Origin of the sequence: Bordetella sp. 02P26C-1 (assembly GCF_009763255.1) — a bacterium.
Taxonomy (GTDB): Bacteria; Pseudomonadota; Gammaproteobacteria; order Burkholderiales; family Burkholderiaceae_B; genus Bordetella_A.
Genome location: NZ_WSJB01000012.1, coordinates 270428 through 297424, shown reverse-complemented (window position 1 = coordinate 297424; position 26997 = coordinate 270428). Strand labels below are relative to the sequence as shown.

Genomic DNA, 26997 nt, shown 5'->3' with positions numbered 1-26997 from the left:
GCCGGTCTGTTTATCTATAGCTAGGAGGCTGCTGGATGAAGGTGCTCGTACCTGTAAAGCGCGTCGTCGACTACAACGTCAAAGTACGCGTGAAATCGGATCAGACGGGCGTGGATATCGCCAATGTGAAGATGTCCATGAACCCGTTTGACGAAATCGCCGTCGAAGAAGCGACCCGCTTGAAAGAGAAGGGCGCCGCCACCGAGGTGGTCGCTGTCTCCGCTGGCGTCGCTCAGTGCCAGGAAACCCTGCGCACGGCCATGGCCATCGGTGCCGACCGTGGCATTCTGGTTCAGACGGACGTGGAGCTGCAGCCCCTGGCCGTGGCAAAGCTCCTCAAGGGCCTGGTCGAAAAAGAACAACCCCAACTCGTTATCCTCGGCAAACAAGCCATTGACGACGACGCCAACCAGACCGGCCAGATGCTGGCCGCGCTGCTGGATTGGCCGCAAGCTACGTTCGCCAGCAAGGTCGAAGTCGCCGGCGACAGCGTCACCGTGACCCGCGAAGTCGATGGCGGTCTGGAAACGATCAAGCTCACGCTGCCGGCCATCATCACGACCGACCTGCGTCTGAACGAGCCGCGCTACGTGACCCTGCCCAACATCATGAAGGCCAAGAAAAAGCAGCTGGACACCGTCACGCCCGAAGAACTCGGCGTCGATGTTGCCCCGCGCCTGAAGACGCTGAAAGTCACCGAACCGCCCGCCCGCAAGGCTGGCATCAAGGTGGCCGACGTGGCTGCGCTGGTCGACAAACTGAAGAACGAAGCGAAGGTGATCTAAGATGACGACGTTGGTTATTGCCGAACACGACAACGCCCAGCTCAAGGGCGCGACCCTGAACACCATTGCTGCCGCCGCCAAGATCGGTGGCGATGTCCACGTGCTGGTCGCTGGCAGCAACGCCCGCGCGGTGGCCGATGAGGCCGCCCAGGTCGCCGGCGTCGCCAAGGTCCTGCTGGCCGACGGCGCGCAATTCGCCGATGGTCTGGCTGAAAACGTGGCCGCCCAGGTGCTGGCCGTGGCCTCGGGCTACAGCCACATCCTGTTCCCGGCGACTGCCTCGGGCAAGAACGTGGCTCCCCGCGTGGCCGCCAAGCTCGACGTCGCGCAGATCTCGGACATCATCGGCGTGGAGTCCGCCGACACGTTCCAGCGCCCGATCTACGCCGGTAACGCGATCGCCACCGTGCAATCGGCCGATGCCGTGAAGGTCATCACCGTGCGTACGACCGCGTTTGACGCCGTTGCCGCTACCGGTGGCTCGGCTGCGGTCGAAGCCGCCGAAGCCGTCGCCGACTCGGGCAAATCGTCCTTCGTCGGTCGCGAAGTCGCCAAGAGCGATCGTCCCGAGCTGGCTGGCGCCCGCGTCGTGGTGTCTGGCGGCCGTGGCTTGGGCAGCGCCGAGAACTTCAAGATCCTCGATCCGCTGGCCGACAAGCTCGGCGCCGCGCTCGGTGCCTCGCGCGCCGCCGTGGACGCTGGCTATGCGCCCAACGACTGGCAGGTCGGCCAGACCGGCAAGATCGTCGCCCCGCAGCTGTACGTGGCCGTCGGTATCTCCGGCGCCATCCAGCATTTGGCCGGCATGAAGGACTCCAAGGTCATCGTGGCGATCAACAAAGACGCCGAAGCGCCGATCTTCGGCGTGGCCGACTACGGTCTGGTGGGCGATCTGTTCACGGTGGTGCCTGAACTGACGAACGCGCTGTAATTCAGTCGTTCTACGCAGGTAGTCATCGCGCGGTCCACGCGCAAACGCCTGGTGTTGCTAGTCAACGCCAGGCGTTTTTTTTGGCCGTTAACGGGATATCGACGGCGAAAGTGAGACATTAATAGCACGCAAGGCCGAGGCCGCGATCGATGCGGAGCGCATACTAGGCACAATACGGCAGGCCCATTTTCCACATGGACGCCGAGCCGTACAAACGCCATACGGTCTGTTTCCAATGTTGCCACAGCGACTTGCTCGAGATTCGTTTTTAAACGAAAATGACGGTATACCGGATTGAGCATTATCTGACTGCCGACGATCATGATGACATGTACATGGTTTGGCTTAATCGATTGCGTGACCGTCAGGTCAAGATCGCGGTGATTCGCAGAGTGAATCGAATAGAGCAAGGCAATTTTGGCGATCACAAGTTTTGCCGTGACGGCGTCTGGGAGCTGCGCGTGGATGTCGGACCTGGCTATCGCATCTACTACGCACAAGTGGGCAAGCGCGTCGTGCTGTTGCTATGCGGCGGCGACAAACGAACCCAGAACGCCGACATCGAGCGTGCCGTGAGCTATTGGCATGACTGGCAGAAGAGGGATGACGATGAGAAGTAAAGGACATGACGAGGCAATGGCCGAACTTTATCGCAATGATCCCGAGCTGGCGCTCGATGTGGTCAATGGCATTTTGGAGGATGGAGATCAGGCGGAACTCCTCACGGTACTGCGCCAACTGACACAGGCTTTCGGTGGTGTCCAGGCCGTGGCAGAACAGGCGCAGTTACATCCGACGCAGCTCTATCGGACGCTTTCGCCTGTCGGTAATCCTGCATTGAAAAGCTTGACCGCTATTCTCAAGGCAATGAATTTGCGCCTTGCCGTCCAGCCACTGGAATCGTCGAGCTCGCATACAGTGACGACTGCCGATTTGCAGTGACTTGATTCACGGCGTGGTCCCCAGCGGGCGCATTAAACCGCAAAGGTTTAACATCAGTCCAAAGCACTAACCGCAACTGGAGACACCATGCCGTACGTTACCCCGCTGCAGGATTATCGATTTGCCTTAAAACTCGCCGGTTTGGACGAGGTGCTGGCGTTGCCCGGCTATCAGGAAGTCACGCCCGATTTGGTCGACGCCATTCTTGACGAGAATGCCCGTTTCGCCGAACAGGCTATCGCGCCGCTGAATGTGGCCGGGGACATAAAGCCGGCACAGTGGCGAGACGGCCAGGTGACGACGACGCCCGGCTTCAAGCAAGGGTTCGCGGATTACGCCGCCGCTGGCTGGCAGGGGTTGCAGCACCCGCCCCAGTGGGGGGGGCAAGGGCTGCCCAAGCTAGTCGCCGCAGCGCCATGCGAAAACCTGCAGGCCGCTAACCTCGCGTTCTCGTTGTGTCCAATGCTCACCGATGGCGTGATCGAGGCGCTGTTGACGGTAGGGTCCGAGGCGCAGCGCAAGGCCTATATTCCGCAGCTGATCGCTGGCAAATGGACGGGCACCATGAACCTCACCGAGCCGCAAGCGGGCTCGGATCTGGCGCAAGTCGCGACCCGCGCCGTGCCGCAACCAGACGGCACCTATCGCCTGTCGGGACAAAAGATTTTCATTACCTACGGCGAGCACGATCTCGCCGAGAACATTATTCATCTGGTATTGGCGCGCCTGCCGGATGCGCCGGCTGGCGTCAAAGGCATCTCGCTATTCATCGTCCCCAAATTCCTCGTCAACGCGGACGGCTCGCTCGGTCCGCGTAATGACGTCTGGTGTGCATCGCTAGAGCATAAGCTCGGCATCCATGGCAGCCCCACCGCTGTCTTGCTTTATGGTTCCGGAAAGGGCGATGTCGGTGAAGGCGCAGTGGGCTATCTGGTTGGTGAGGCCAACCGAGGCCTGGAATACATGTTCATCATGATGAACGCCGCGCGCTTCGGCGTGGGGCAACAGGGCATCGGACTGTCCGAGCGCGCCTATCAGCATGCGCTGGCGTATGCGCGCGAGCGGGTGCAGGGCCGCGCCGTGGAAGGGTCGGCGGGCCCGGTTGCGATTGTCCGTCACCCGGATGTGCAGCGTATGTTGCTGACCATGCGTGGGCTGACCGAGGCCGCGCGTGCCATTTCGTTCGTGGCGGCCGCCGAGCACGATAAGGGCGCGCAGCATCCCGACGCGGCCGTGCGCGCGCGTGGTCGTGCGGTTTATGAGTATCTGGTGCCTGTAGTCAAAGGCTTCTCTACGGAAATTGCCGTCGAGGTGGCCTCGCTTGGTGTCCAGGTACACGGCGGCATGGGCTATATCGAGGAAACCGGCGCGGCGCAATATTACCGGGACGCGCGCATCCTACCGATCTACGAAGGCACGACAGCCATTCAAGCCAACGATTTTGTCGGCCGTAAAACGTTGCGAGACGGCGGGGCAACGGCGTATGCTTGTCTTTCTGCCATGCGCGAAACGCTAGAGGCCTTGCATACCGAATCGGGGCGAGCCGCGGCCGATGACCGTGCCGGCTTGCAACTAATGCGCGATAACTTCGACCTCGCGATTCAAAACTACGAGTCGGTGGTGGCGTACATCCTGGAGCGAGCGCAGTCGGATATCCGTGCCGTGTATGCGGCGAGCGTCCCCTATTTGATGCTCGCCGGAATCGTACACGGAGGCTGGCAGATGGCCCGCGCGGCGTTGGCGTGCCAACATGAAATCGCGGCCGGTTCCACCGACCCGTTCTATCGCAATAAGTTGGAAACCGCTTTGTTTTACGGGGCGCAAATTCTGCCGCGGTCCTTGTCGCTGTCTGCTGCGGCGCGCGCGGCGCACGTGGCAGACCGCAGTGCCACCCAGTCCGATATAGCTGCTGGTTATTAAACAATGCTGTAAACGTATTTCCGGTGATACCGCATTGATGTGAGAATCGTTGGCATGAGTCTTGCAGACCGCTAGCCATGCTGGTTAGCGGCTACCACCGCTAAGGAGATATCCATGACCCAACTTCGACTCGGCGACCTCGCTCCGGATTTTGAGCAGAATTCGTCTATTGGCCCGATCCGTTTCCATGAGTTCCTGGGAGATAGCTGGGGCGTGCTGTTTTCGCATCCGGCTGATTTCACGCCGGTGTGCACGACGGAACTGGGTTATACGGCTAAGCTCGCCGACGAGTTCGCCAAGCGCAACGTAAAGGTGCTCGCATTGTCCGTCGATGGCGCGGATTCCCACAAAAAGTGGATCGAGGACATCAACGACACGCAGTCCACGCAAGTTAATTTTCCCATCATCGCGGACGAAGACCGCAAGGTGTCCGAGCTGTATGACATGATTCACCCGAACGCCAACGCGACGCTGACCGTGCGTTCGGTGTTCATTATTGACCCGGCTAAAAAGATTCGCCTGATCATTACTTACCCCGCGAGCACGGGTCGCAATTTCAACGAAATTTTGCGGGTTATCGATTCGCTGCAACTGACCGATAGCCACAGCGTGGCCACGCCGGTGAACTGGCAGGATGGCGACGACGTGATTATTGTGCCTTCGTTGCAGGACGAAGCGGTGATTCAACAGAAATTCCCGAAAGGCTACAAGGCAGTGCGTCCTTACCTGCGCATCACGCCTCAGCCGAATAAGTAAATGACCCATGATGGGGGTAGTCGCGTAGTGCGGCGCTCCCATCAGGTGCCGCTTGCGCGCGCTTGCCCAGCGCGCGCTTTTTTATGCGCGTGCGATTCGCGTAGTCACGTCGTTCGATGTGGCTCGCGTGACACACTGAAGAACATCAGTTCCACAGCAGCGGTTGCTGGGCATGCAAGGCCCATTCACCTATCTTGCCCCTCGCCGAGCGGAGCCTTGCCAAGGTCGGACTCGTCTCATATTTCTTCCAGCGATGAGCAATCAAAAAAAGCATCGTTCCGTTTAATACGTACGCACTGCACACTTGCATCCAACCATCTTCCAAACAGGGTGCAACGATGCAGTACAAGAAAAAAGTGTGGACCACGCTCGTGGCGATTGCGATGACATTCACGCTGGGTCTGCCGGCACAGGCGCAGGACAAGCAAACACTATTGAATGTCTCGTACGATCCCACGCGTGAGTTGTACCGCGCTATCGATGAAGCTTTTGTAAAGCACTACCAAGACAAGGCGGGCGTGAGCCTCAATATCCGGCAGTCGCATGGCGGGTCGGGAAAGCAGGCACGCTCAGTGATTGACGGACTCGATGCGGATGTCGTGACGCTGGCATTAGCCTATGACATCGATGCGATCGCCGCGAAAGGCCTGCTGCCGCAAGACTGGCAAAGGCGCTTGCCGCTGAACAGTTCGCCCTATACCTCGACCATCGTGTTCCTGGTGCGCAAGGACAATCCCAAGAACATCCGCGATTGGAGCGACCTGACCAAGGACGGCATCGAAGTCATCACGCCGAATCCCAAGACTTCGGGCGGCGCGCGTTGGAACTATCTCGCGGCCTGGGCATATGCGCTCGCGCAAAACAATGGTGATGAGAACAAAGCGCGCGAGTTCGTTGCTGAACTGTTTAAACACGTGCCCGTGCTGGACACCGGCGCGCGCGGATCGACCACGACGTTCGTCGAGCGTGGCGTGGGCGATGTGCTGCTAGCCTGGGAAAACGAGGCGTTTCTCGCACTCGAAGAGCTCGGCCCGGACAAGTTCGATATCGTCGTGCCCTCGATGTCCATCCTGGCCGAGCCGCCCGTCGCGCTGGTGGATCGCAACGTCGATCGCAAGGGCACGCGTGCGGCTGCACAAGCGTATCTGGAATACCTGTATACCCCAGAAGCGCAGGAGATCATCGCGCGCAACTTCTATCGTCCCACTGATAAGCAGGTCGCGGAGAAGTATAGCCAGCGATTCCCGCAGGTGAAGCTGGTCACTATCGACGATCCGATATTCGGCGGATGGCAAAAGGCGCAGCAAACGCATTTCAGCGATGGCGGCACGTTCGATCAAATCTATCTGCCTCAGGGCAGGTAAATCAAGCGGGACGCGAGCATGACTACTGCCACGATGGGTATTCCGCCAGTCGCACCCGCGCCGCTCAGATTGCGCAGGCGTCCTGGCGTATTGCCGGGGTTCGGCCTGTCGATGGGCTTTACTGTTGTCTATCTGAGTCTGCTGGTGCTGCTGCCGTTGGCAACGTTGCCGCTCAAAAGCGCGAGTCTGGGTTGGGAGGGCTTCTGGCGCGTTGTGAGCGCGCCGCAAGCCGTCTATTCGTATCAATTGACCTTCGGCGCGGCATTGACCGCGGCGCTGGTTAATCTGGTGTTTGGCCTTATCGTCGCCTGGGTCCTCGTGCGCTACGAGTTCCCGGGCAAAAAGATCTTGGATGCGATGGTCGATCTGCCTTTCGCATTGCCGACCGCGGTGGCGGGGATCGCCTTGACGGCCCTGTATGCGAAGAACGGCTGGCTTGGCGGGCCACTGGAACAATGGTTTGGCATCAAGGTGGCGTTTACGCCGATTGGTATTGTGGTGGCGATGATCTTTATCGGCATTCCTTTCGTTGTGCGCACCGTACAGCCGGTGCTTGAGGATGTCGAACAGGAAATCGAGGAGGCGGCCGCCAGCCTCGGCGCGGACCGATGGCAGACGGTGCGCCGCGTGATCTTGCCGACGCTTGCGCCTGCATTGTTGACCGGCTTTGCCTTGTCCTTCGCCCGCGCAGTAGGCGAATACGGCTCGGTGGTGTTCATCGCGGGCAATCGGCCGATGGTCACCGAGATCACGCCGTTGTTGATCATGTCCAAGCTCGAACGCTTCGACTACGTAGGCGCGGCGGCGATTGCGACCGTGATGCTCGCCATCTCGTTTGCCATGTTGTTGCTCATCAACCTGCTGCAAGGATGGCAAGCACGGCGCGGCAGGAGAGTCGCATGACCGTCAGACATACCCGCCCTGACCATCTGACAGAGCCGCGCTGGGTGCGTGGCATTCTCCTTGGTGTGGCCCTGGTTTTCTTAGCGCTGTTCTTACTGCTGCCATTGGCCACGGTGTTTGTCGAGGCGTTCCGCAAGGGTTGGAAACTTTATCTGGCTGCGGTGACCGAGCCGGATGCCGTCAGCGCGATCACTTTGACGCTATGGGTCGCCGCGATCTCGCTGGTCATCAATATGGTCTTTGGCGTGTCGGCGGCCTGGGCGATTGCGAAGTTCGAATTTCGCGGAAAACAGCTGCTCATCACGCTCATCGATTTGCCGTTTTCCGTGTCGCCCGTGGTGGCGGGGCTGGTGTTTGTCTTGTTGTTCGGATCACAGAGTTGGCTATGGCCAACGTTGCAGGATCACGATCTGAAGATCGTCTATGCCGTGCCGGGCGTGGTGCTGGCGACTTTGTTCGTCACCTTCCCTTTTATCGCCCGCGAGCTGATTCCGCTGATGCAAGCGCAGGGCAGCGAAGAAGAGCAGGCCGCGTTGACCTTGGGCGCGAGCGGATGGCAGATCTTTTGGCGCGTGACCTTGCCCAACATCAAATGGGGGCTGTTGTACGGCGCAATCCTGTGCAATGCGCGAGCGATGGGGGAATTCGGCGCGGTGTCCGTGGTATCGGGCCATGTGCGCGGGTTGACCAACACGCTGACGCTGCACGTCGAGATTCTGTATGGCGAGTACCAGTTCGCCGCATCGTTCGCAGTGGCTTCACTGCTGGCGTTACTCGCTCTGCTGACGCTGGTAATCAAGAGCATTGTCGAGTGGCGCAGCGCCACACCCGCCGATGCCTTGGATCCCTTTGAAACAGCAGCTGCCCCGATTGCCGTGTCGCGGCCGGCAACCGCCTGAGGAAGATTGAATCATGAGTATCGAAGTCAAAAATCTCTCGCGCCGGTTTGGCAATTTTCGCGCGCTCGACAATGTGTCACTGCATATCGAGACGGGCGAGCTCGTCGCGTTGTTGGGGCCATCGGGCTGCGGCAAAACCACGCTGCTACGCATTATCGCTGGACTGGAAACCGCCGATAGCGGCAGCGTGTTGTTTTCCGGTGAAGACGCGACAGGCGTGGACGTGCGCCACCGCCGCGTGGGGTTCGTGTTTCAGCACTATGCGCTCTTTAAACACATGACCGTGTTCGAGAACGTAGCGTTCGGTCTACGTGTCATGCGTCGTTCCGAGCGCCCCAGCGAGGCCCGTATTCGAGCCAAAGTGCACGAATTACTGAATCTGGTGCAGCTCGATTGGCTGGCCGATCGTTATCCCGCGCAGTTATCGGGAGGCCAGCGTCAACGGATTGCCTTGGCGCGCGCGCTCGCGGTCGAGCCTCAAGTGCTGTTGTTGGACGAGCCGTTCGGTGCCCTCGATGCCAAAGTGCGCAAGGAGCTGCGCCGTTGGCTGCGTCGGCTGCATGATGAACTGCATGTCGCCAGCGTGTTCGTCACCCATGACCAGGAAGAAGCACTCGAGGTCGCCGATCGCGTCGTGTTGATGAATGCGGGGCATGTCGAACAAGTCGGCACGCCGCGCGAGGTATGGGAACACCCGGCCACGCCATTCGTATACGGCTTTCTGGGCGACGTTAATCAAGTGGCCGGGCATGTCAACGATGGCATTTGGCAGGCACATGGGATCGAACTTCCCGCGCCCGAGTTGCATGGCGCTCGTCAGCAAGAGGCCGTCGCCTATGTGCGTCCCCATGAAATCGATCTGGCGCGCAACGACGGCGGTGGGCAGGGCATACCGGTGCGACTGCGCCATGTGTATCTGGCGGGTCCCAGTGCTTATCTGGAGCTCGAGCGTCAAGATCGTCAGGACATGATCGAAGCGCAAGTGCCCGAGCAGCTATACCGCGAACTTCAACTCAAGGAAGGTGAAAGCCTGCTTGCGCGCCCACGTCGCGCGCGCGTTTTCGCCTCGGCATGACGATGACAAACTCCAATCTACAACCCGCCGTCGCCCAGCGCTGGCAAGCATTGCAACAGACCCTGGCCGACATTGTGCACCGCTATCCCGATGCCGCGCTCGCCTCATCGCTGGCGGCCGAGGACATGGTATTGACGCATGCCATTTATGACTCGGGCTTGGCGCTCGAAGTATTCACATTGGATACCGGGCGCTTGCATCGCGAGACCTTGGATATGCTGGACACAGTGCGCCAGCATTACGGCCGCGAGTTAACCGTATATCGGCCCGACGAGGACGCCGTGCATGCTTATGTGCGGATACATGGGGCCCATGCGTTCTACGAAAGTCTGGAACTGCGCAAGGCCTGTTGCCAGATCCGCAAAGTCGACCCCCTCAAGCGTGCGCTCGCGGGGCGTCGCGCATGGATCACCGGCCAGCGCCGCGAGCAAGCTGCCACGCGCGGCACGCTTGCCGAGCAAGAGCAAGACCCGGTCTTCGGGCTCTATAAATTCAATCCGCTGGCATCCTGGAGCCAGGACGATGTCTGGCATGTCATCCGCGCGCTGGGCATTCCCTATAACTCCTTGCACGATCAAGCCTATCCCTCGATCGGTTGCGAGCCCTGTACGCGTGCTATCCGTCCCGGTGAGGACGTCAGGGCAGGGCGGTGGTGGTGGGAAAGCTCCGACGCGAAAGAGTGCGGCCTGCACGCTGGCAACCGCGTCATCCCGGTGACTGCCGCGCCGTACAAAGCAACATCTGTCTGAGAGGAAAATTATGTCCGTCGTTGTTCATCGTAGCCATCTCGACTGGCTGGAATCCGAAGCGATCACCATCTTGCGCGAAGTGGCGGCCGAATGCGCACGGCCGGTATTGCTGTTCTCGGGCGGCAAGGATTCGGTCGTGCTGTTGAGGCTCGCTGAGAAAGCCTTTCGTCCGGGGCCATTTCCGTTTCCTCTCATGCATATCGACACGGGTCATAACTTCGATGAGGTGATCGCGTTTCGCGACGAGCGTGCCGCCGAACTGGGCGAGCAGTTGATCGTGCGCAGTGTCGAAGACTCGATTCGACGCGGCAGTGTGGTGCTGCGTCAGGAAAACGATTCGCGTAACGCCGCGCAAGCCGTCACGCTGCTCGAAGCGATCGAAGAATTCGGCTTCGACGCTTGTATCGGTGGCGCCAGGCGCGATGAGGAAAAAGCACGCGCCAAGGAGCGCATTTTCTCTTTCCGCGACGCATTCGGTCAGTGGGACCCGAAAGCGCAACGCCCCGAACTCTGGAATCTGTTTAACACCCGCGTGCATCCAGGCGAAAACATGCGCGTGTTTCCGATCTCTAACTGGACCGAGCTGGACGTATGGCAGTACATCCATCGCGAGGCGTTGAGACTGCCATCCATCTACTACAGCCATCGGCGTGATGTCGTGCGGCGCAAGGGTCTGCTGGTACCCGTGACGCCATTGACCCCGCCACGCGACGGTGAACAGGTCGAAAACTTGTCGGTGCGTTTTCGCACCGTGGGCGATATCTCGTGCACCTGCCCCGTGGCATCAGAAGCAGCCGACCCCTTAGCCATCATCGCCGAAACCGCCGTGACCGACATCACCGAGCGTGGCGCGACCCGTATGGACGATCAGACTTCCGAGGCGTCCATGGAGCGGCGCAAGAAAGAAGGCTATTTTTAACTGGTAAGCGGATAACGACATGAACGCTGTGAATGACTCTTTTCTGCCCGCCGCCGACCATGGTGTATTGCGCCTGATCACTGCGGGCTCGGTAGATGACGGTAAATCCACGCTGATCGGGCGGCTGCTGTATGACAGCAAGGGCGTGTTCGCCGATCAGCTCGATGCGATCTCGCGGGCCAAATACAAGCGTGTCGCCGGCGATGGCATCGACTTCGCCTTGCTGACGGACGGCCTGGAAGCCGAACGCGAACAAGGCATCACCATCGATGTGGCATATCGCTATTTCTCGACCCCGTTGCGTAAGTTCATCGTTGCGGACGCACCCGGACACGAACAGTACACGCGCAATATGGTCACGGGGGCTTCCACGGCCGATGCCGCCATCATTCTGATCGATGCGACCCGGGTTACCGATGGACAGCTGCTGACGCAGACCAAGCGGCACAGCACGATTGCGCATCTGCTCGGTATCCGACACATCGTGGTCGCGGTCAACAAGATGGATTTGATCGGCTGGGATCAGACTGTGTTCGAGCGGATTCGCGCGGCCTACGCCGATCTCGCGGCCCGACTGCAGATTGAGCAGTATCACGTCATGCCCATCTCGGCGTTGGAAGGCGATAACGTCGTGAATCGCTCAGCGCATACGCCTTGGTATGACGGCCCACCACTGCTGATGTTGCTGGAGCAACTAGGTGTGGACGCCGCTCCCGTCGAGCAGCCTTTGCGTTTCCCGGTGCAATGGGTGCTGCGTCATGGTGGGGCCCGCGTCGATGATTTTCGTGGGTATGCGGGGCGTATTGCCAGCGGCGAGTTGCGTCCCGGAGACGAGGTGGTGGTGCAGCCCTCGGGCGTGACGGCGCGCGTGAAGTCTGTTTTGTCCTTCGACCGGGAAGTCGATGTCGCGGTGGCGGGCGATTCCGTGACTGTCGTGCTCGACCGAGACGTGGACGTCTCGCGCGGCGATGTGCTGTCGCACGTCGCCGCTCCCGCGCGCGTCGGACGCGATTTCGAGGCCGAGGTCTGCTGGCTGGATGCCCAGGCGCTCAATCCCGCTCGCAAGTACTTGCTCAAGCAAGGCACGCGACTCACCTCCGCTAAAGTGCGCGAGGTGCTGACGCGGCGTGACATCCACGAGCTGCAGGAGGTGCCAAGCGGCGGGGAGTCCCTGAGTATGAATGACATCGGCCGCATCACATTCTCGACGCGGGAGGCCTTGGCGGTCGACGCCTACGCGGACTTGCCGGCCACCGGCGCTTTTATTCTGATCGATGCGGCCACGCATCAAACCGCAGCGGCCGGCATGTTGCGATAAATGCGCTGTGCTCCACTGTTGTTTTTCTGCGAGGGCGGGGCACATTATCGCTTTCCCCAACTCCTCCTAGGGGCGCGCAAATCGGACGCGCCGTGGCGGCCTGGCTTGGAGTAAAGTGACATTTCGCTCAACGAGCGAACTTGGGGCTTGCCGAAAGTACTGTATTTATGTACAGTACTTTCCATGGCACGCACCAACGTCGTTTTCTCCGCCGGTACTGGGTCCCCGGCTGCCGCCCCCGCCGCCTTGCGCGGTCGGGGAGCGGTTACTAATGTCCGCCACCGCTTCGAGCAAACGGAGCGCGAGCCGGCCGACGACGGCTGGCACGGCGATCAGGATTCGGCGCTACTCGGCGGCTCGCATGGCTGCGAGACAGGGGCCAGAACTGTAGAGCTCCAACCGAATCCCCAGACGACCGTCGCACCCGAGCAGGCGCGCAAGCTCTTATCGCGCAACGATTCGCCGGATATTCCCTTCGATGTGGCGGTCAACACCTATCGCGGGTGCGAACATGGCTGCGTCTATTGCTATGCGCGGCCGACGCACGCTTATCTTGGCTACTCCCCGGGCTTGGATTTCGAAACCAAGCTGGTAGCCAAGACCAATGCGGTGGACGTGTTGCGCGCCGAACTTGCGCGCCCGGGCTACCGGGTGTCACCGATCAACATCGGCTCAGCGACCGACGTCTATCAACCGATCGAGCGCCAGTGGCAACTGACGCGCGGCGTGCTGGAACTGCTGCTGCAGACCCGGCATCCGGCAACGATCGTGACAAAGAATGCACTGATCGAGCGTGATCTCGATCTGTTGCGCGCGCTCGCTGAGCAGCGGCTGGTGACGGTCTACATCAGCATCACCACGCTGGATAGCGACATGGCGCGTACCTTGGAGCCACGCGCTTCCGCGCCTTGGCGGCGTATCCAGGCGGTGCGCACTCTCGCCAATGCCGGGATCCCGGTCGGCGTTCTGGTCGCCCCGGTCATCCCGTTTATCAACGACGAGTCACTCGAGCGCATCCTTCAGGAATCCGCGCAAGCGGGGGCCTGCTACGCCAGCTACACCGTGATACGCCTGCCTTGGGAAGTCCGCGCGGTGTTCGAGCAATGGCTACACACCCATTTCCCCGACCGCGCTCAGCGCGTCCTGCATCGTATCGAAGACCTGCGCAATGGCCGCCGGAATGATCCGCAGTTCGGCACGCGTATGAGCGGCACAGGTCTCTGGGCCAATCTGCTGCGCCAACGGTTCAACCTGGCCGTGCGCAAGCTGGCTCTGAATACCACCCGGCCCCAACTGGCCACGCATTTGTTTCAAGCCCCCGAGGCGGCCACCGCCCTGGGAGGCGCGGCCGCAGCGTCCTCGGTAGCGGGCAACTCACGCCGCGCCCGCGGCGCTACGCCGATGTCGCCTTCCCCGCAGTTAACGCTGTTTTAACCGGAGTCTCACATGTCCACTGCCACGCTCACTTCCGATTCCGATCTCACCGTCCCATCGCGGCTGTCCATCTGGGCGCCCGCCAGACTGGTACAGATGGTGGCCACGGGGCTACGCCGGCCGGCACGTTGGCCGTTCTCTGCAGGGCGAGGTCGGGCCCACTCGGTATGCATGCCGCCCGCCACTGCGCCGGAACTCCTGGAGATTCCTCAAGCCGACAGCGCACCCACATCAGATGCGCCGGCGACAGGCGAGGCCGTCCACACAGCGCCGGCCTCCACGGGTCACGCGCACGTCGCCGGACACGCCAAGGCCGAGGCAATCCACCTGGAAGGTCTTGCATTACACAGCCAATCCCTCGGCACGGCCTATGCCTGCCAGCCGGCGCTGAGCTTGCGTCAGAAAGTGGTCGATATCCTGCTGGTTGCCGTGTGGGGGGCGTTGATTCCAGGGCTGATGTGGCTGGGCGCGGCTGCTGGGTTCTGACGCGACGCTTAGCTGAGTTAACTCGATCCCAACAAAATTACGCCCGCCAGGATAGCCAAACAGCCTAGCAATCGGCCAACGCCAACTTTTTCGCGTAGCAGGAACATCCCGGCCAGGGTCCCCAGCATCATGGACATTTCCCGCGCTGGTGCGACGAGGCTTAGCGGTGCGCCGTTGCGCAATGCGTAGAGCACAAGGATGTAGCCCAGCGGCGACAAAATTCCCACCATCCACGCCAAACCCCAGTAGCCACGCATGGCTTCCCAGTTTTGCGCCCGGCGGCTCAGGATATGGGGGGCCATGATGACGCTGCGCGTGGCACAGGTGAACCAGTCAAACAGCACGGGCATCAGCAGCAGCACTTTGACGCCATAAGCGTCCACGACGGTATACGCCGCGATAAAGAGCCCGATCAGCACGCCCCAGCGTACGCCGACCCAGGCATGGGGCTGGCGAAATAGCGAGAGCCTGCCCTGCGTGGCGATCAGCAGCACTCCACCGACCACGCACAGCATGCCGATAATGCCGGTGGTAGTGGCCGGCTCGTGCAACAGGATGAATGCACCCATGGTCGATAGCAGCGGCCCGGTGCCCCGGGCGATCGGATACACCACCGACAGATCCGCCACCTGGTAGCCACGCTGCAGGCATAGACTGTAGGCCAGGTGCAACAGTCCCGAGGCGAAGATGCACAGCACCACTGGCCAGGTCCAGTCCATCCCCTCGGTCATCAAGATCCATAGCACCCAGGGCGCGTAGAGCAATACGGAACACATGCCGTAAGCAAACACGAAAACCGGCCCCACCATGGCGGCGCGCTTTGCCAGCAGATTCCAGGTGGCGTGCGCCATGGCCGCCAAGACGACTAATAACAGAGATGCGTAAGACATGAATGCTGCGGCTGCTGCGTACGACAGTTTTGTGACAAGAAGCCGGACAGCGTACTGCGAAAACTCCGTCCGTGGGGAAAGCCGCCCGCTGATATGCCTAAATGCTTGATTTGATGTAGAATGCTGGGTTTACCACAACCCTCATCCTCTGCTTGCGTCTCGCTTATCGGGTACGGGCTCACGCCACGGATCCACGCTAATAAACCGCAAGGCATGATGATTTTGGAGTTCTTATGAACCTCATCGCTATCCTGGAACAGGAAGAAATCGCCCGCCTGACCGGCGACAAGACCATGCCCGAGTTCGCCCCTGGCGACACCGTGGTGGTCAGCGTCAACGTCGTTGAAGGCACCCGTAAACGCGTTCAGGCTTACGAAGGCGTCGTGATCGCCAAGCGCAATCGCGGTCTGAATTCTTCCTTCATCGTGCGCAAGATCTCGTCGGGTGAAGCCGTCGAGCGTACGTTCCAACTGTACTCCCCGCAAATCGCTGGCATCGAAGTCAAGCGTCGCGGTGACGTCCGTCGCGCAAAGCTCTACTACCTGCGCAACCGTTCGGGCAAATCCGCTCGCATCAAAGAAAAGCTGGTCATCAAGAAAGCCAAAGCGGCTTGATTGGACCCGGTGTGATGCCTGCTTCGGCAGGCTTGCACCACGCTTTACGGCGATTCGGGTTAAAAAGGCACCTACCAAGGTGCCTTTTTTATTATTCAAAGCTGGTATGCCTGACCCTTCGTCCCGTCCTCGCCGCCCTCGCGTGGCCGTACCGTTTGATCCCGCCTCACAGCCCTGGCAACCCGCCGATATCGGGCTCACCGCCGTGCCGGAGCGCCTGTTGACGCCGGAGTCGCTGCGCGAGGTCTTGAGCCAGGACGGACCATGGCCACAGGACCCGCTGGGTTCGACCGAGTATCGTCATCCCGGCCGAGAGGGGCCGCCTGTTATGGCGGCTGTGTTGGTTCCCCTGGTGGTGCGCCCGGAAGGGGTCAGCGTGATGTTGACGCAGCGCACTGCGCATTTGTACGACCATGCGGGCCAGATCAGCTTTCCGGGCGGGCGCGTGGAGACCTACGATGCCACGCCCATTGCGACGGCCTTGCGCGAGGCTCAGGAAGAGACGGGCCTTGCCGCCGAGTATGTGGACGTACTAGGTACGATGCCGGACTATCTGACTTCCACCGGCTTTGCCATCACGCCGGTACTGTCCTTGGTGCGGCCGGGGTTCACATTGGCCCCGGATGTGTTCGAAGTCGCCGAGATTTTCGAAGTGCCCTTGGCGTTCCTTGCCAACCCCGCGAATCATCGCCTTTATCGCGGGCCGTTGCCAGATGGGCGCGAGCGGCGCTATTACGCCATGCCTTGGCAAAAGTATTTCATCTGGGGGGCGACGGCCGGTATGTTGCGCAACCTCTACCATGCCTTGCACCACGGCTTAGTGGCCGGGGAAGGGCATGCGCAAAGTGATGCTGCCTAAGATTATGTAGCAGGCGTCATCGACCGCCGCCGAAGTAGGGCGGTGACGCTTCGCACACACGATGCTGCGCAATGGGCGCGGGCAGCGGTGCGCGATGTACGCCTGTTAATCAATACCGCTGCTGCGCCGCCTCGCTCTCTTCGAGGATGCGCTGATAAAGCGCATAGCGACCCGGATCGATTTCTCCTGCTTGTAACGCTTCCACCACCCCACAGCCGGGCTCGCGGCGATGCGTGCAGTTATAGAAGCGGCAGCGCTCGATATGCTGCGTGAATTCGGGAAAGCCACGCAGGATGTCGGTCCCGGAAAGATGCTGCAGCCCGAAGGCCTGGAATCCCGGCGAATCGATCAGGTCCCCGCCCGGAGGCGGCAGATGATACAGGCGCGTGCTCGTGGTCGTGTGCCGGCCCATGTCCAGCGCGGACGAGTATTCCCGCGTCGGCGCATCGGCGTCCGGAACCAGCGCATTGAGCAGCGTTGATTTACCCATGCCGCTTTGACCCAGTAATAGCGTGGTCTTGCCGATCAACCGCTGCCCGAGTGCCGCGAGCACCGTTTCCCGATCCAACGCGCTGAGTTCAATGACCGGTACACCCAACGCACGGACGGCGGCCAGTCGTGCACGCGCGGCTTCCAAACCGTTCTGGATATCCACCTTGTTCAGAATGATGATCGGCTCGATGTCCGCGCTCCACGCGCCGGCCAACGCGCGTCCCACCAGATCGTCGGCAAAAGTCGGCTCGACGGCCACGACGACCAATAGTTGATCGACATTGGCCGCGAACTGCTTGGTCCGCATTTCGTCCGACCGGAACAATAGATTGGTGCGGGGCAAGATTGCATCAATGGCGCCCTCATCGCGGCCCTGCGGTGCGATGCGTACCCGGTCGCCTACCGCGGCCCCGGCCTTTTTGCCGCGCGGGAAGCAGTGACGTTGCGAGCCGTCGGGGAATTCCACCACATAGTGGCGGCCGTGGGCCGAGATGATGCGGCCTTCCAGAAGTTGGGGAGCGCTCATGCGGTCTGAGTCAGGTGGCGGATACGCACGGCGGCGGGAGGATGGCTGTCATAAAAGGCGGAGTGCACAGGGTCCGGGGTGAGGGTCGCGGCGTTGTCGTCGTAGAGCTTGACCAGCGCCGCGACCAATTGCTGGGGCGAGCTCTGGCTGGCGGCGTAGCGATCCGCCTCGAATTCATCGCGACGAGAATACCAGCTTGCAACGGGCGTGAGCATAAAGGTGAACACGGGGATCACCAGGAAAAAGAGCAACAACGCCATCGCATCGTTGCGTCCGTCCAGACGCGGCACGACACCCAGGCCCTCGTAGAACCAAGGCTGCTGCGCGAGCCAGCCCAGTGCGGCGAAAAACACCAGCGCGGCGATAAAGCTCAACACGATACGTTTGACAATATGGCGTTTGGCGAAGTGGCCCAGTTCGTGCGCCAGGACGGCTTCAATCTCATCGGCGTTCAGACGAGACAAAAGCGTGTCGAAAAACACGATACGGCGTGATTTGCCAAAGCCCGTGAAGTACGCATTGCCATGCGCCGAGCGGCGCGAGCCGTCCATGACGAACAGCCCATTCAAAGCAAATCCGCAACGTTGCGCCAGTTGACGGATACGGTCAGCCAGCGCTGCGTCCGTGAGCGGCGTGAACTTGTTGAACAGCGGGGCGATGAAGGTGGGATAGATAAAGAGCAGCAGCAAATTAAACGCCGTCCATAAGCCCCATGCCCACAGCCACCACAAGCTGCCAGCGCTGGCCATCAACCACAATATGGCTGCCGCGAGCGGGGTGCCGAGGATCAACGCGACAACGAGTCCCTTGATCAGATCGGAGACGAACAGCCCCGGCGTCATGCGATTAAATCCAAAGCGCGCCTCCAGCCGGAACTGGCGCCATAGCGTGAACGGCAGCCCGAGCACCCCCAGCAGCAGCGCCACGCTACCCAACAGCAGCAGCTGCCGCAGCAGATCGTGCGAGGTGATTTGTGCAATCGCCATGTCGATGGCTTGCAAGCCGCCCATCAAGGTCAGCGCCACGAGGATGGCGGCGTCATATACTCGTTCCACCATTCCCAGCCGTACGCGCGCGGCGGTGTAGTCCGCAGCGCGCTGATGGCTGTGAAGTCCGATACGCGGCGAAAACTCCGGCGGTACTTGATCCCGATGGCGTGCGACATGGCGGATCTGGCGCGCGGCCAGCCATTGGCGCACGCACAGATCGGCGACGAGGAAAAAGGCAAACAGTAGGGTCAGAGTATTCAATGGCACGAGATAGGCGTCACGTATGAGAAAATGCAGTGTTTTATAGGCAAATTATATGGCTCTGAACGAGAATCGCCTGGTCTGGCTCGATATGGAAATGACCGGGCTCGACCCATCGAAGGAACGCATCATCGAAGTCGCGGTGGTGGTCACCGAGCCCGACCTGACGGTGGTGGCTGAAGGCCCCGTGCTGGTGGTGCATCAGCCCGACAGTCTGCTGGACGCGATGGATAACTGGAACAAGTCCACGCACGGCAAAAGCGGCCTGATCGACAAGGTGAAAGCCTCGACGCTGACCGAGGCGCAGGCCGAGCAGATGCTGCTTGAGTTCCTGTCTCAACATGTGCCGGCCGGCAAGTCGCCCCTATGCGGCAACACCATCAGCCAGGATCGCCGCTTTATGGTGGCCTACATGCCCGAGTTGGAGCGGTTCTTCCATTACCGTAATCTCGATGTCAGCACGCTCAAGGAACTGGCGCGTCGCTGGGCGCCTGCGGTCTACAAGGGCTTCGAGAAAAAGAGCAAGCACGAGGCGCTGGCCGATATTTACGAGTCTATCGAAGAACTGAAGTACTACCGCGAGCATATGATGAAGATCTAGGCTCGTGGGACGGTTTTCCTCCGAACCTCCCGAAAACGTCTTCTGATAGCGCCGTATAACGCTCGTTATCGCGGCCGGCTATCTGTTCCAGATGGCGTTCAGAGGCATTAAACAGTCTCCAATAGAGCTGGCCGCACAATATTCTGGCGGCATGGCCGGGCCAGGGCTCGGGCAACATGGGCACGGGCAGCATCGGGTCATGCAGAACGATTCGCCGCCAGGTGTGCAGCAGCAGCATGCGCGCGACAAAGGCGTCAGCGGGATCAAGATCGCCCTCGATCAACTCCGCTAGCGGCGCGAACCGCAGAATGAACTCCTCGTACTGCGAGGCCACGTCGTCCAGATTCCAGCTCTGGGGTGCAAGGCTCGCAATGGGCAATCCGCCCGCCCCGGCCAGATCCCGCGCGCAAAGCACGAGCGCCTTGTCCGGGATGCCTAGCTTGTCCAGGATCTCGTGCGCCGTGTGCGCGTCGGCTTGCGGGTGTGCGAACAAGCCCGGGGCAATCATCGCGAAGCCTTCCCAGGCGAGCTCGCGGCGCAGCTCCGTGCGCTCAGATAGGCCTTGATTGCCCAGACGCGGCAAGGCAACCAGCGTCCAGTCGCCATCCCAGGTCTGCGCGGGGCCGACGTAAATCCGTTGCGAAGCATGCGCGGTGCGCCGCCGCCCCTGATCCGATAGTTGATACAGGCTGCGCCGCCCGTGACGTTCCGCCTGCAGCCAGCCCTGCGCCACTAGCCGAAATACGCTGGTGCGCAGCAGCCGTTCATTGATACCCAACGGCTCCAGCAACTCAATGATCGCACCCAACCAGATTGCCCCGCCGTGGCAGGCCAGCGCATCCCCCAGAAAACTCACGCACAGCGACTTGGCGCGCGGCGGGTTTTCGTCTAGCTGACGGTCAAGAAACTGGCGCAGAGCGGACGGTGAATGGGCCATCGGCGATCAAGGGTGGTGGGATGTGCGACATGATACACATTTTGAACGTGATACTAAAATATCTTTGACAATCGTTTTTTTGTATTAAATAATCGTCCCAGCAGAGTCAGAACATCGACCGCCGCAATCGCCCCAACGGGGCGCATGTGATACAGGAGACCAACATGTATGCACAGCTCGTGGACACGGGTGTCAAGCAGGTGCGCAGCGCCGACCAGCTCAGCGGTCCGGAGCAGGAATTCCAACGTCGCGTCGACGAAGGCGTGCGCATCGAGCCGCAGGATTGGATGCCCGAGGCGTACCGCAAGACGCTGATCCGTCAGATCTCTCAGCATGCGCATTCGGAAATCGTCGGCATGCTGCCCGAGGGCAACTGGATCACGCGCGCGCCGTCGCTCAAACGCAAGGCGATCCTGCTGGCTAAAGTGCAGGACGAGGCGGGGCACGGGCTGTATCTCTATAGCGCGGCCGAAACGCTGGGCGTATCGCGCGGCGATCTGGTGGACGATCTGCTGGCCGGGCGTGCCAAGTATTCAAGCATCTTCAACTATCCCACGCTGACGTGGGCCGACATCGGCATGATCGGTTGGCTGGTCGATGGCTCGGCCATCATTAACCAGATTCCGCTGTGTCGCTGCTCGTACGGTCCGTATGCGCGCGCGATGGTGCGCGTGTGCAAAGAGGAGTCCTTTCATCAGCGCCAAGGCTACGACCTGCTCATTCAGATGTGCCGGCATGGCACGGACGAGCAGAAAGCCATGTGTCAGGACGCGCTGAATCGCTGGTGGTGGCCGGCGTTGATGATGTTTGGCCCGCCCGATACCGATTCCCCCAACAGCGCGCAATCGATGGCGTGGAAGATCAAGCTCTTTTCCAACGATGAGCTGCGCCAGAAGATGGTGGATCAGACCGTGCCGCAGGCCGAGTATCTGGGTCTGACCATCCCCGATCCCGATTTGAAATGGAACGAAGCGCGCGGGCATTACGACTTTGGCGAGATCGACTGGTCCGAGTTTTATGCCGTGCTGAAGGGGCACGGCCCCTGTAACCAGGAACGTTTGCAGGCGCGTCAGCGCGCGCATGAGGAAGGCGCCTGGGTCCGCGATGGGCTCATGGCTTATGCCGATAAGCGAGCACAGCGTCAGGCGGCGTGACCGCATCGATTCATCACGAGGGATTCGCATCATGAGTAAGGAATGGCCGCTGTGGGAGGTATTCATCCGCAGCCAGCATGGTCTCGCGCACAAACACGTCGGCAGCCTGCACGCGCCGGATGCTGAAATGGCAATCAATAACGCGCGCGACGTCTACACGCGTCGTAACGAGGGACTAAGCATTTGGGTGGTGCGGGCGTCTGACATCGTGACGAGTCAGCCCGCTGACAAAGAACCGCTGTTCGACCCAGCCAACAACAAGGTGTATCGCCATCCCACGTTCTTCCCAATGCCCGAAGAAATCAAGCACATGTAGGGAGAGCACGATGGATCGCGCTTTATTTGAAACCTTGCTGCGACTGGGGGACTCCACGCTGATTTTGTCCCAGCGTCTGTCGGAATGGTGTGGGCATGCGCCCGCGTTGGAAGAGGATCTGGCGATCACCAATACCGCATTGGATTTGCTGGGGCAGGCACGGCTCTGGCTGACGCTGGCCGGAGAGGTCGAGGGTGCGGGGCGTGATGAAGATGCCTTGGCGTATCTACGTCATGCCCACGAATTCCGCAATGTGCTGCTGGTGGAACGTCCCAATGGACATTATGGCGATACGCTGGCCAGGCAGTTCTTGTTCGATGTGTGGCACTACTTTTTTTTGCAAGAGCTGACCCGGTCGAATGAGGAGCGGATCGCGGCGATCGCGGCCAAGTCGGTGAAAGAGGTCACCTATCACGTCAGGCGCTCGTCCGATCTGGTGGTGCGCCTGGGCGATGGCACCGATGTCAGCCACAACAAAATGCAGGAGGCGATTGACAGCGCCTGGCGTCATACCGGCGAGCTGTTCATCGACGACGAGATCGATCGTGAAATGGCGCAGCGCGGCGCGGGCTGTTCGCTCGCGGCGCTGCAAGCGCCGTGGTATGACCATGTGCGTGAGGTATTGGATGAAGCCACGCTGGTTATGCCAAGTCAAGACGACGCCATGCACGCTGCGCATCGCGGTGGACGGCAGGGACGGCATACCGAAGCGCTCAGCTATGTGTTGGCGGAAATGCAATCCTTACCGCGCGCGTATCCCGGGGCCGTATGGTGAACGCCATGGCAATGCCCGACGTCCAAGAGGTGATGACCTGGCTCGATCAGGTCCCCGATCCCGAGATCCCCGTTCTGTCGGTTGTGGATCTGGGCGTCGTGCGCGAGATTGCATGGGAAGACGACGTCTGTGTGGTGACTATCACGCCGACTTATTCGGGTTGCCCGGCCATGCGTGAGATTTCCGAGGATATCCGGCGTGTGTTGCTGGCGCATGGCGTGAGCACGGTGCGTATCGATACGCGTTTGGCACCGGCCTGGACCACGGATTGGATGTCTGATCGGGGCAGGGCGGCTTTACGGGGATACGGCATCGCCGCGCCAGTCGAACGCGCGATCGATATTTCCGGCATTACTCGACGCCGCGCCGCCCCGCAGGTGAGCTGCCCGCATTGCGGATCGCGCAACACCTATGAAGTGAGTTTTTCCGGGTCAACGGCATGCAAGGCGCACTACCGCTGCAACGCGTGCCGCGAGCCATTCGATTATTTCAAAGCCCACTGAGCCCAAGCTGTCGCCTCATGAGCCAGAATCTATTTCATCCGTTAAAGGTGGCATCCGTCGCACGCAACACGCGCGATGCCGTAGTCGTCACCTTTGATCTGCCCGTTGAACTACGTGACGAATTCGCTTTTCGGCCGGGGCAGTATTTAACGCTGCGTACCGAGCTGGATGGTACGGAGTTGCGTCGCTCGTATTCGATTTGCTGTGCACCGGACGACGGCGTTTTGCGTGTGGCGATCAAGAAGGTCGACGAGGGCGTGTTTTCCTCATGGGCCAACCACGAGTTGCAACCCGGTCAGGTGCTGGAGGTGATGCCGCCCGCGGGCAACTTCACCGTGGAATTTTCGCCAGCACATCAACGTCACTATGTGGCGTTTGCGGTGGGTAGCGGTATTACGCCTGTCCTGTCGCTGGTGAAGACCGCGCTGGCGACCGAGCCCCATAGCCGGTTTACCTTGTTCTATGGCAATCGCGCCTCGTCCTCGGTCCTGTTTCGCGAAGAGATCGAGGACATCAAGAACACCTATATGGAACGGTTCTCGCTGGTCTACATCATGAGCCGCGAGACGCAAGATATCGAGTTGTTCAATGGCCGGCTCGATGGCGATAAGGTCGATCAGTTGTTATCGGTGTGGATGCCGCCCGATGCAATAGATTATGCCTTTGTCTGCGGGCCGCATACGATGATAGATAGCGTGGTGCAGCGATTGCAGGCGCGAGGCGTGCCGAAATCGAATATCAAGTTTGAATTGTTCGGCGCGCCCGATGGTCCGCGGTCCCTGCGCACGGGGCGCGAGCAGCGGACAGCACCGGGAAAAGGCCAATGCGAGCTGACCGTCATTCAGGATGGCCACAGCCGCAGTATTGTCATCGAGAAGAACCGCGATAGTGTCCTCGATGCGGCGATGAAGCAAGGCCTGGAGTTACCTTATTCCTGCAAGGGGGGCGTCTGCTCTACCTGCCGTTGCAAAGTCATTGAAGGCGAAGTCGATATGGACGCGAATTTTGCGCTGGAGGATTACGAGGTGGCGCGCGGCTTTGTATTGAGCTGCCAGAGCTTTCCCGTCAGCGATCGTCTCGTCATCGACTTTGATCAAGAAACCTAGAACGATATTTAACGGAGACCCACTGTGTCATCAGATTTTTTTCAACGTCACGAGCCCCTGCTAGAGCGCGCAGTTGAAGCGGCCGCGTCGCGCGGCTACTGGAGCGCTTTCGCGGAGTCGCCGAGCCCGCGCCATTATGGCGAAACCGCCAACGAGCAAGGCCAGGCGGCGTTCGAGGCGTTACGCGGCAACGAATTCCCCTTGGCATTGAATGGTGCAGATGGGCAGGTGGGCGACGAGCAATCGCCATTTGGTTTTGCGCTGGATATTACGTACCCGCGCGTGCCGGCGACGACCTTGGTGAAACAGGCCAATCAAGCCTTGGCGCAATGGCGTCGCGCCGGGCCGCGCGCATGGGTGGGGGTGTCGCTGGAAATCCTGGCGCGGCTGAATCAACGTAGTTTCGAAATTGCCTATGCCGTTCAACATACGACCGGGCAGGGTTTCATGATGGCGTTCCAGGCGGGTGGTCCGCATGCGCAGGATCGCGGCTTGGAGGCGGTTGCCTATGCCTGGCAGGAGATGTCACGCATTCCCGGCGTGGCATTGTGGGAAAAGCCCCAGGGCAAGCACGATCCTATCAAGATGGAAAAACATTTCACCATCGTGCCTCGTGGTGTCGCACTGGTGATAGGGTGTTCGACATTTCCCACGTGGAATGGGTATCCCGGTCTATTCGCCAGTCTCGCCACCGGCAATACGGTCATCGTCAAACCGCATCCGGGGGCGATCCTGCCGCTGGCGATGACGGTGCGCATCGCGCGCGAGGTGCTGGCCGAGGCGGGCTTTGATCCGGATGTCGTACAGCTGGCCGCGCATGCGGCCGACGAGGATACGGCGAAGACTTTAGCACTGGATCCCAGCGTCAAGATCATCGACTTCACCGGCAGCAGCGCCAATGGCAACTGGCTTGAACAGCATGCGCGTCAGGCTCAGGTGTATACCGAAAAGGCGGGCGTGAACCAGGTCATTATCGACTCGGTGCAGGATCTGAAGTCGGCGGTGAGGAATCTCGCTTTCTCTCTGGCCTTGTATTCGGGGCAGATGTGCACGGCACCGCAAAACATCTATGTTCCGCGTGCGGGTATCCAGACAGCTGAGGGTCTGGTGAGTTTTGACGAGGTCGCGCGGGCGCTTGCCACGGCGGTGGAAAAGCTCTGCAGCGATCCCGAGAAAGCGGTGGAGATTACCGGAGCCATCCAGAACCCCGGTATCGCCGAGCGTATCGATGCGGCGCGTGCATTGGGCTTGCCAGTGTTGACGGACAGTCGCGAGCTGACTCATCCGCGATTTGCACAGGCGCGGATCCGCACGCCGCTATTGCTGCAGGCCGAGGCGGGCGATGCCAATATCGAGCGAGAGTGGTTCGGTCCGATCGCGTTTGTCGTGGCCACGGATTCCACGGAACACAGCATCGAACTTGCGCGCGAGAGCGTGCTACGTCATGGCGCATTGTCGATGTCCGCCTACACGACGGATGAGTCGGTGGCCGCGCGGATTCAAGAGGCCGCCGAGGTGTCGGGGGTGGCGCTATCGTTGAATTTGACCGGGGCGGTCTTTGTCAATCAGACGGCTGCGTTCAGCGACTTTCATGGCACGGGGGCAAATCCCGCGGCCAACGCGGCCCTGTCGGATTCGGCCTTTGTCGCCAATCGATTCCGCGTGGTGCAAACACGCCGTCATGTCTAAGGGTATCGCCATGACTTATCAGAACATCCTTTTTGACTTGTCTGACGGGATCGCTCGCCTGACCTTGAATCGGCCAGACAAACTCAATAGCTTTACTGCGCAGATGCACGAGGAAGTTGCCGATGCCTTGACGCGTGTGGAACAAGATGGCGCGCGCGCCCTCGTGTTGACGGGAGCGGGACGTGGGTTTTGTGCGGGCCAGGATTTGAGCGAACGTCGGATGGGCCCGCAGGATGGACCTCCGGATTTGGGCGCGACAATCGAGAAGTTTTACTCTCCCTTGGTGCGTCGGCTCCATGCCTTGCCCTTGCCCGTCGTGGTCGGAGTCAACGGGGTAGCAGCGGGTGCCGGCGCGAATCTGGCGCTGGCCGGAGACATTGTTATCGCGAAAGAGTCGGCCAGCTTTATTCAGTCGTTTAGCCGTCTGGGCTTATTACCCGACACGGGCGGTACGTTCGTGTTGCCACGATTGGTAGGCCGGGCTCGCGCATTAGGGCTATCGCTATTAGGTGAGAAGCTTTCTGCGCGTCAGGCTCAAGATTGGGGATTAATCTGGCAATGCGTGTCGGATGCGGAATTCGAGCAAAGGCTAGAGGCTTTGGCGAAGCACTTTGCCAGCGCGCCAACCAAAGGCCTGGCCAGCACCAAGGCGGCGATTCAAGCAAGTCTGCAGAATGACCTGGATACGCAACTGGATCTCGAACGCGATCTGATGCGCGAATTGGGTCGCAGCGACGATTATGCAGAAGGCGTTGCCGCATTCCTCGATAAGCGCGAGCCGCGATTCAAGGGGCGGTGATGAAC

The 26997-nt window shown here is 60.4% G+C and carries 29 protein-coding genes; 25 read left to right on the top strand and 4 right to left on the bottom strand.

Going from position 1 to position 26997, the window contains the following annotated elements; translation table 11 throughout:
* Positions 1–35 precede the first annotated feature (35 nt).
* From GOQ28_RS08570 to GOQ28_RS18510, 15 genes are all read left to right on the top strand, one after another.
* On the top strand, positions 36–785 hold the full coding sequence (locus GOQ28_RS08570; RefSeq protein WP_160350755.1) for an electron transfer flavoprotein subunit beta/FixA family protein: 750 nt from the start codon (positions 36–38) through the stop codon (positions 783–785).
* A 1-nt stretch (position 786) separates the two neighbouring features.
* Entirely contained in the window at positions 787–1716 is a 930-nt protein-coding gene (locus GOQ28_RS08565) for an electron transfer flavoprotein subunit alpha/FixB family protein (RefSeq protein WP_160350754.1), read from the top strand.
* A gap of 278 nt (positions 1717–1994) precedes the next feature.
* The gene (locus GOQ28_RS08560) at positions 1995–2336 is read left to right on the top strand and encodes a type II toxin-antitoxin system RelE/ParE family toxin (RefSeq protein ID WP_160356147.1); all 342 of its coding nucleotides are present in this window, start codon (positions 1995–1997) and stop codon (positions 2334–2336) included.
* Entirely contained in the window at positions 2326–2658 is a 333-nt protein-coding gene (locus GOQ28_RS08555) for a helix-turn-helix domain-containing transcriptional regulator (protein ID WP_160356146.1), read from the top strand. The genes GOQ28_RS08560 and GOQ28_RS08555 overlap by 11 nt, the downstream gene beginning before the upstream one ends.
* Before the next feature lie 87 nt (positions 2659–2745).
* Positions 2746–4578, top strand: coding sequence for an acyl-CoA dehydrogenase (locus GOQ28_RS08550; RefSeq protein WP_160356145.1), 1833 nt, complete (start codon positions 2746–2748; stop codon positions 4576–4578).
* Between the two features lie 114 nt (positions 4579–4692).
* The gene (locus GOQ28_RS08545; RefSeq protein ID WP_160350752.1) at positions 4693–5334 is read left to right on the top strand and encodes a peroxiredoxin; all 642 of its coding nucleotides are present in this window, start codon (positions 4693–4695) and stop codon (positions 5332–5334) included.
* Positions 5335–5717: 383 nt separating this feature from the next.
* Positions 5718–6698 carry a sulfate ABC transporter substrate-binding protein gene (locus GOQ28_RS08540; RefSeq protein ID WP_236844284.1) on the top strand — a complete coding sequence of 327 codons (981 nt, stop codon included), beginning with the start codon at positions 5718–5720 and terminating at the stop codon, positions 6696–6698.
* 18 nt (positions 6699–6716) lie between these two features.
* Positions 6717–7601: a sulfate ABC transporter permease subunit CysT gene (gene cysT, locus GOQ28_RS08535; RefSeq protein ID WP_160350750.1), complete on the top strand. Its 885-nt coding sequence runs from the start codon at positions 6717–6719 to the stop codon at positions 7599–7601.
* On the top strand, positions 7598–8500 hold the full coding sequence (cysW, locus tag GOQ28_RS08530) for a sulfate ABC transporter permease subunit CysW (RefSeq protein WP_160356143.1): 903 nt from the start codon (positions 7598–7600) through the stop codon (positions 8498–8500). The genes cysT and cysW overlap by 4 nt, the downstream gene beginning before the upstream one ends.
* A gap of 13 nt (positions 8501–8513) precedes the next feature.
* The gene (locus GOQ28_RS08525; RefSeq protein ID WP_160350748.1) at positions 8514–9575 is read left to right on the top strand and encodes a sulfate/molybdate ABC transporter ATP-binding protein; all 1062 of its coding nucleotides are present in this window, start codon (positions 8514–8516) and stop codon (positions 9573–9575) included.
* Positions 9572–10324, top strand: coding sequence for a phosphoadenylyl-sulfate reductase (locus tag GOQ28_RS08520; protein WP_160356142.1), 753 nt, complete (start codon positions 9572–9574; stop codon positions 10322–10324). Before GOQ28_RS08525 ends, GOQ28_RS08520 begins: the two co-directional genes overlap by 4 nt.
* A 10-nt stretch (positions 10325–10334) precedes the next feature.
* Positions 10335–11243, top strand: a complete 909-nt coding sequence (gene cysD / locus GOQ28_RS08515) for a sulfate adenylyltransferase subunit CysD (protein ID WP_160350746.1) — start codon at positions 10335–10337, stop codon at positions 11241–11243.
* 19 nt (positions 11244–11262) lie between these two features.
* On the top strand, positions 11263–12561 hold the full coding sequence (locus GOQ28_RS08510; RefSeq protein WP_160356141.1) for a sulfate adenylyltransferase subunit 1: 1299 nt from the start codon (positions 11263–11265) through the stop codon (positions 12559–12561).
* Between the two features lie 183 nt (positions 12562–12744).
* Positions 12745–13995: a PA0069 family radical SAM protein gene (locus tag GOQ28_RS08505; RefSeq protein WP_160356140.1), complete on the top strand. Its 1251-nt coding sequence runs from the start codon at positions 12745–12747 to the stop codon at positions 13993–13995.
* Positions 13996–14007: 12 nt separating this feature from the next.
* Complete coding sequence (locus tag GOQ28_RS18510) at positions 14008–14481, top strand: hypothetical protein (protein WP_202109676.1); 474 nt, start codon at positions 14008–14010, stop codon at positions 14479–14481.
* A gap of 17 nt (positions 14482–14498) precedes the next feature.
* Here the strand turns inward: GOQ28_RS18510 and GOQ28_RS08500 are convergent, their stop codons facing one another.
* Positions 14499–15371: a DMT family transporter gene (locus tag GOQ28_RS08500; protein WP_160356139.1), complete on the bottom strand. Its 873-nt coding sequence runs from the start codon at positions 15369–15371 to the stop codon at positions 14499–14501.
* Positions 15372–15604: 233 nt separating this feature from the next.
* Here GOQ28_RS08500 and rplS point away from each other — a divergent pair, with 233 nt between their 5' ends.
* Together rplS and GOQ28_RS08490 are read left to right on the top strand one after the other, a co-directional pair.
* Positions 15605–15985, top strand: coding sequence for a 50S ribosomal protein L19 (gene rplS / locus GOQ28_RS08495; protein ID WP_160350742.1), 381 nt, complete (start codon positions 15605–15607; stop codon positions 15983–15985).
* Positions 15986–16091: 106 nt separating this feature from the next.
* Positions 16092–16844 (top strand): CoA pyrophosphatase, encoded by a 753-nt coding sequence (locus tag GOQ28_RS08490; protein ID WP_160350741.1) that lies wholly within the window; start codon positions 16092–16094, stop codon positions 16842–16844.
* A gap of 109 nt (positions 16845–16953) precedes the next feature.
* Here GOQ28_RS08490 and rsgA read toward each other — a convergent pair whose 3' ends face one another.
* Together rsgA and GOQ28_RS08480 are read right to left on the bottom strand one after the other, a co-directional pair.
* Positions 16954–17862 carry a ribosome small subunit-dependent GTPase A gene (rsgA, locus tag GOQ28_RS08485; protein ID WP_160356138.1) on the bottom strand — a complete coding sequence of 303 codons (909 nt, stop codon included), beginning with the start codon at positions 17860–17862 and terminating at the stop codon, positions 16954–16956.
* Complete coding sequence (locus GOQ28_RS08480) at positions 17859–19118, bottom strand: M48 family metalloprotease (protein WP_160356137.1); 1260 nt, start codon at positions 19116–19118, stop codon at positions 17859–17861. The genes rsgA and GOQ28_RS08480 overlap by 4 nt, the downstream gene beginning before the upstream one ends.
* Positions 19119–19167: 49 nt before the next feature.
* Between GOQ28_RS08480 and orn the strand changes: the two genes are divergently transcribed.
* The gene (orn, locus tag GOQ28_RS08475) at positions 19168–19713 is read left to right on the top strand and encodes an oligoribonuclease (RefSeq protein ID WP_160356136.1); all 546 of its coding nucleotides are present in this window, start codon (positions 19168–19170) and stop codon (positions 19711–19713) included.
* Here the strand turns inward: orn and paaX are convergent.
* Positions 19667–20650, bottom strand: coding sequence for a phenylacetic acid degradation operon negative regulatory protein PaaX (paaX, locus tag GOQ28_RS08470; protein WP_160356135.1), 984 nt, complete (start codon positions 20648–20650; stop codon positions 19667–19669). The two genes, orn and paaX, sit on opposite strands and share 47 nt — an antisense overlap.
* 164 nt (positions 20651–20814) lie before the next feature.
* On the opposite strand from paaX, the gene paaA reads away from it, so the two are divergent.
* The 7 genes from paaA to paaG are packed head-to-tail and all read left to right on the top strand — an operon-like array spanning position 20815 to position 26992.
* Positions 20815–21804: a 1,2-phenylacetyl-CoA epoxidase subunit PaaA gene (paaA, locus tag GOQ28_RS08465; protein ID WP_160356134.1), complete on the top strand. Its 990-nt coding sequence runs from the start codon at positions 20815–20817 to the stop codon at positions 21802–21804.
* A gap of 31 nt (positions 21805–21835) precedes the next feature.
* Positions 21836–22120, top strand: a complete 285-nt coding sequence (gene paaB, locus GOQ28_RS08460; RefSeq protein ID WP_160356133.1) for a 1,2-phenylacetyl-CoA epoxidase subunit PaaB — start codon at positions 21836–21838, stop codon at positions 22118–22120.
* A 10-nt stretch (positions 22121–22130) separates the two neighbouring features.
* Positions 22131–22895, top strand: coding sequence for a 1,2-phenylacetyl-CoA epoxidase subunit PaaC (paaC, locus tag GOQ28_RS08455; protein ID WP_160356132.1), 765 nt, complete (start codon positions 22131–22133; stop codon positions 22893–22895).
* Positions 22892–23398 (top strand): 1,2-phenylacetyl-CoA epoxidase subunit PaaD, encoded by a 507-nt coding sequence (gene paaD, locus GOQ28_RS08450; RefSeq protein WP_442862090.1) that lies wholly within the window; start codon positions 22892–22894, stop codon positions 23396–23398. Before paaC ends, paaD begins: the two co-directional genes overlap by 4 nt.
* A gap of 17 nt (positions 23399–23415) precedes the next feature.
* Positions 23416–24504: a 1,2-phenylacetyl-CoA epoxidase subunit PaaE gene (paaE, locus tag GOQ28_RS08445; protein WP_160356130.1), complete on the top strand. Its 1089-nt coding sequence runs from the start codon at positions 23416–23418 to the stop codon at positions 24502–24504.
* A 24-nt stretch (positions 24505–24528) separates the two neighbouring features.
* The gene (gene paaN / locus GOQ28_RS08440) at positions 24529–26193 is read left to right on the top strand and encodes a phenylacetic acid degradation protein PaaN (RefSeq protein ID WP_160356129.1); all 1665 of its coding nucleotides are present in this window, start codon (positions 24529–24531) and stop codon (positions 26191–26193) included.
* A gap of 10 nt (positions 26194–26203) precedes the next feature.
* A complete protein-coding gene (gene paaG / locus GOQ28_RS08435; protein WP_160356188.1) occupies positions 26204–26992 on the top strand; it encodes a 2-(1,2-epoxy-1,2-dihydrophenyl)acetyl-CoA isomerase PaaG in 789 nt (262 codons plus the stop codon).
* Positions 26993–26997 lie beyond the last annotated feature (5 nt).

Coding starts and splice junctions, on each gene's coding strand:
- cysW (WP_160356143.1), top strand. CDS start 7,598: ATGACCGTCAGACATACCCGCCCTGACCATCTGACAGAGCCGCGCTGG.
- GOQ28_RS08520 (WP_160356142.1), top strand. CDS start 9,572: ATGACGATGACAAACTCCAATCTACAACCCGCCGTCGCCCAGCGCTGG.
- paaX (WP_160356135.1), bottom strand. CDS start 20,650: ATGGCCCATTCACCGTCCGCTCTGCGCCAGTTTCTTGACCGTCAGCTA.
- paaE (WP_160356130.1), top strand. CDS start 23,416: ATGAGCCAGAATCTATTTCATCCGTTAAAGGTGGCATCCGTCGCACGC.
- GOQ28_RS08510 (WP_160356141.1), top strand. CDS start 11,263: ATGAACGCTGTGAATGACTCTTTTCTGCCCGCCGCCGACCATGGTGTA.
- rplS (WP_160350742.1), top strand. CDS start 15,605: ATGAACCTCATCGCTATCCTGGAACAGGAAGAAATCGCCCGCCTGACC.
- GOQ28_RS08540 (WP_236844284.1), top strand. CDS start 5,718: ATGACATTCACGCTGGGTCTGCCGGCACAGGCGCAGGACAAGCAAACA.
- GOQ28_RS08500 (WP_160356139.1), bottom strand. CDS start 15,371: ATGTCTTACGCATCTCTGTTATTAGTCGTCTTGGCGGCCATGGCGCAC.
- GOQ28_RS08565 (WP_160350754.1), top strand. CDS start 787: ATGACGACGTTGGTTATTGCCGAACACGACAACGCCCAGCTCAAGGGC.
- paaB (WP_160356133.1), top strand. CDS start 21,836: ATGAGTAAGGAATGGCCGCTGTGGGAGGTATTCATCCGCAGCCAGCAT.
- GOQ28_RS08570 (WP_160350755.1), top strand. CDS start 36: ATGAAGGTGCTCGTACCTGTAAAGCGCGTCGTCGACTACAACGTCAAA.
- GOQ28_RS08560 (WP_160356147.1), top strand. CDS start 1,995: ATGACGGTATACCGGATTGAGCATTATCTGACTGCCGACGATCATGAT.
- GOQ28_RS08545 (WP_160350752.1), top strand. CDS start 4,693: ATGACCCAACTTCGACTCGGCGACCTCGCTCCGGATTTTGAGCAGAAT.
- GOQ28_RS08555 (WP_160356146.1), top strand. CDS start 2,326: ATGAGAAGTAAAGGACATGACGAGGCAATGGCCGAACTTTATCGCAAT.
- GOQ28_RS08550 (WP_160356145.1), top strand. CDS start 2,746: ATGCCGTACGTTACCCCGCTGCAGGATTATCGATTTGCCTTAAAACTC.
- paaA (WP_160356134.1), top strand. CDS start 20,815: ATGTATGCACAGCTCGTGGACACGGGTGTCAAGCAGGTGCGCAGCGCC.
- GOQ28_RS08525 (WP_160350748.1), top strand. CDS start 8,514: ATGAGTATCGAAGTCAAAAATCTCTCGCGCCGGTTTGGCAATTTTCGC.
- GOQ28_RS08505 (WP_160356140.1), top strand. CDS start 12,745: ATGGCACGCACCAACGTCGTTTTCTCCGCCGGTACTGGGTCCCCGGCT.
- cysD (WP_160350746.1), top strand. CDS start 10,335: ATGTCCGTCGTTGTTCATCGTAGCCATCTCGACTGGCTGGAATCCGAA.
- orn (WP_160356136.1), top strand. CDS start 19,168: ATGGCTCTGAACGAGAATCGCCTGGTCTGGCTCGATATGGAAATGACC.
- GOQ28_RS18510 (WP_202109676.1), top strand. CDS start 14,008: ATGTCCACTGCCACGCTCACTTCCGATTCCGATCTCACCGTCCCATCG.
- paaG (WP_160356188.1), top strand. CDS start 26,204: ATGACTTATCAGAACATCCTTTTTGACTTGTCTGACGGGATCGCTCGC.
- paaC (WP_160356132.1), top strand. CDS start 22,131: ATGGATCGCGCTTTATTTGAAACCTTGCTGCGACTGGGGGACTCCACG.
- GOQ28_RS08490 (WP_160350741.1), top strand. CDS start 16,092: ATGCCTGACCCTTCGTCCCGTCCTCGCCGCCCTCGCGTGGCCGTACCG.
- cysT (WP_160350750.1), top strand. CDS start 6,717: ATGACTACTGCCACGATGGGTATTCCGCCAGTCGCACCCGCGCCGCTC.
- rsgA (WP_160356138.1), bottom strand. CDS start 17,862: ATGAGCGCTCCCCAACTTCTGGAAGGCCGCATCATCTCGGCCCACGGC.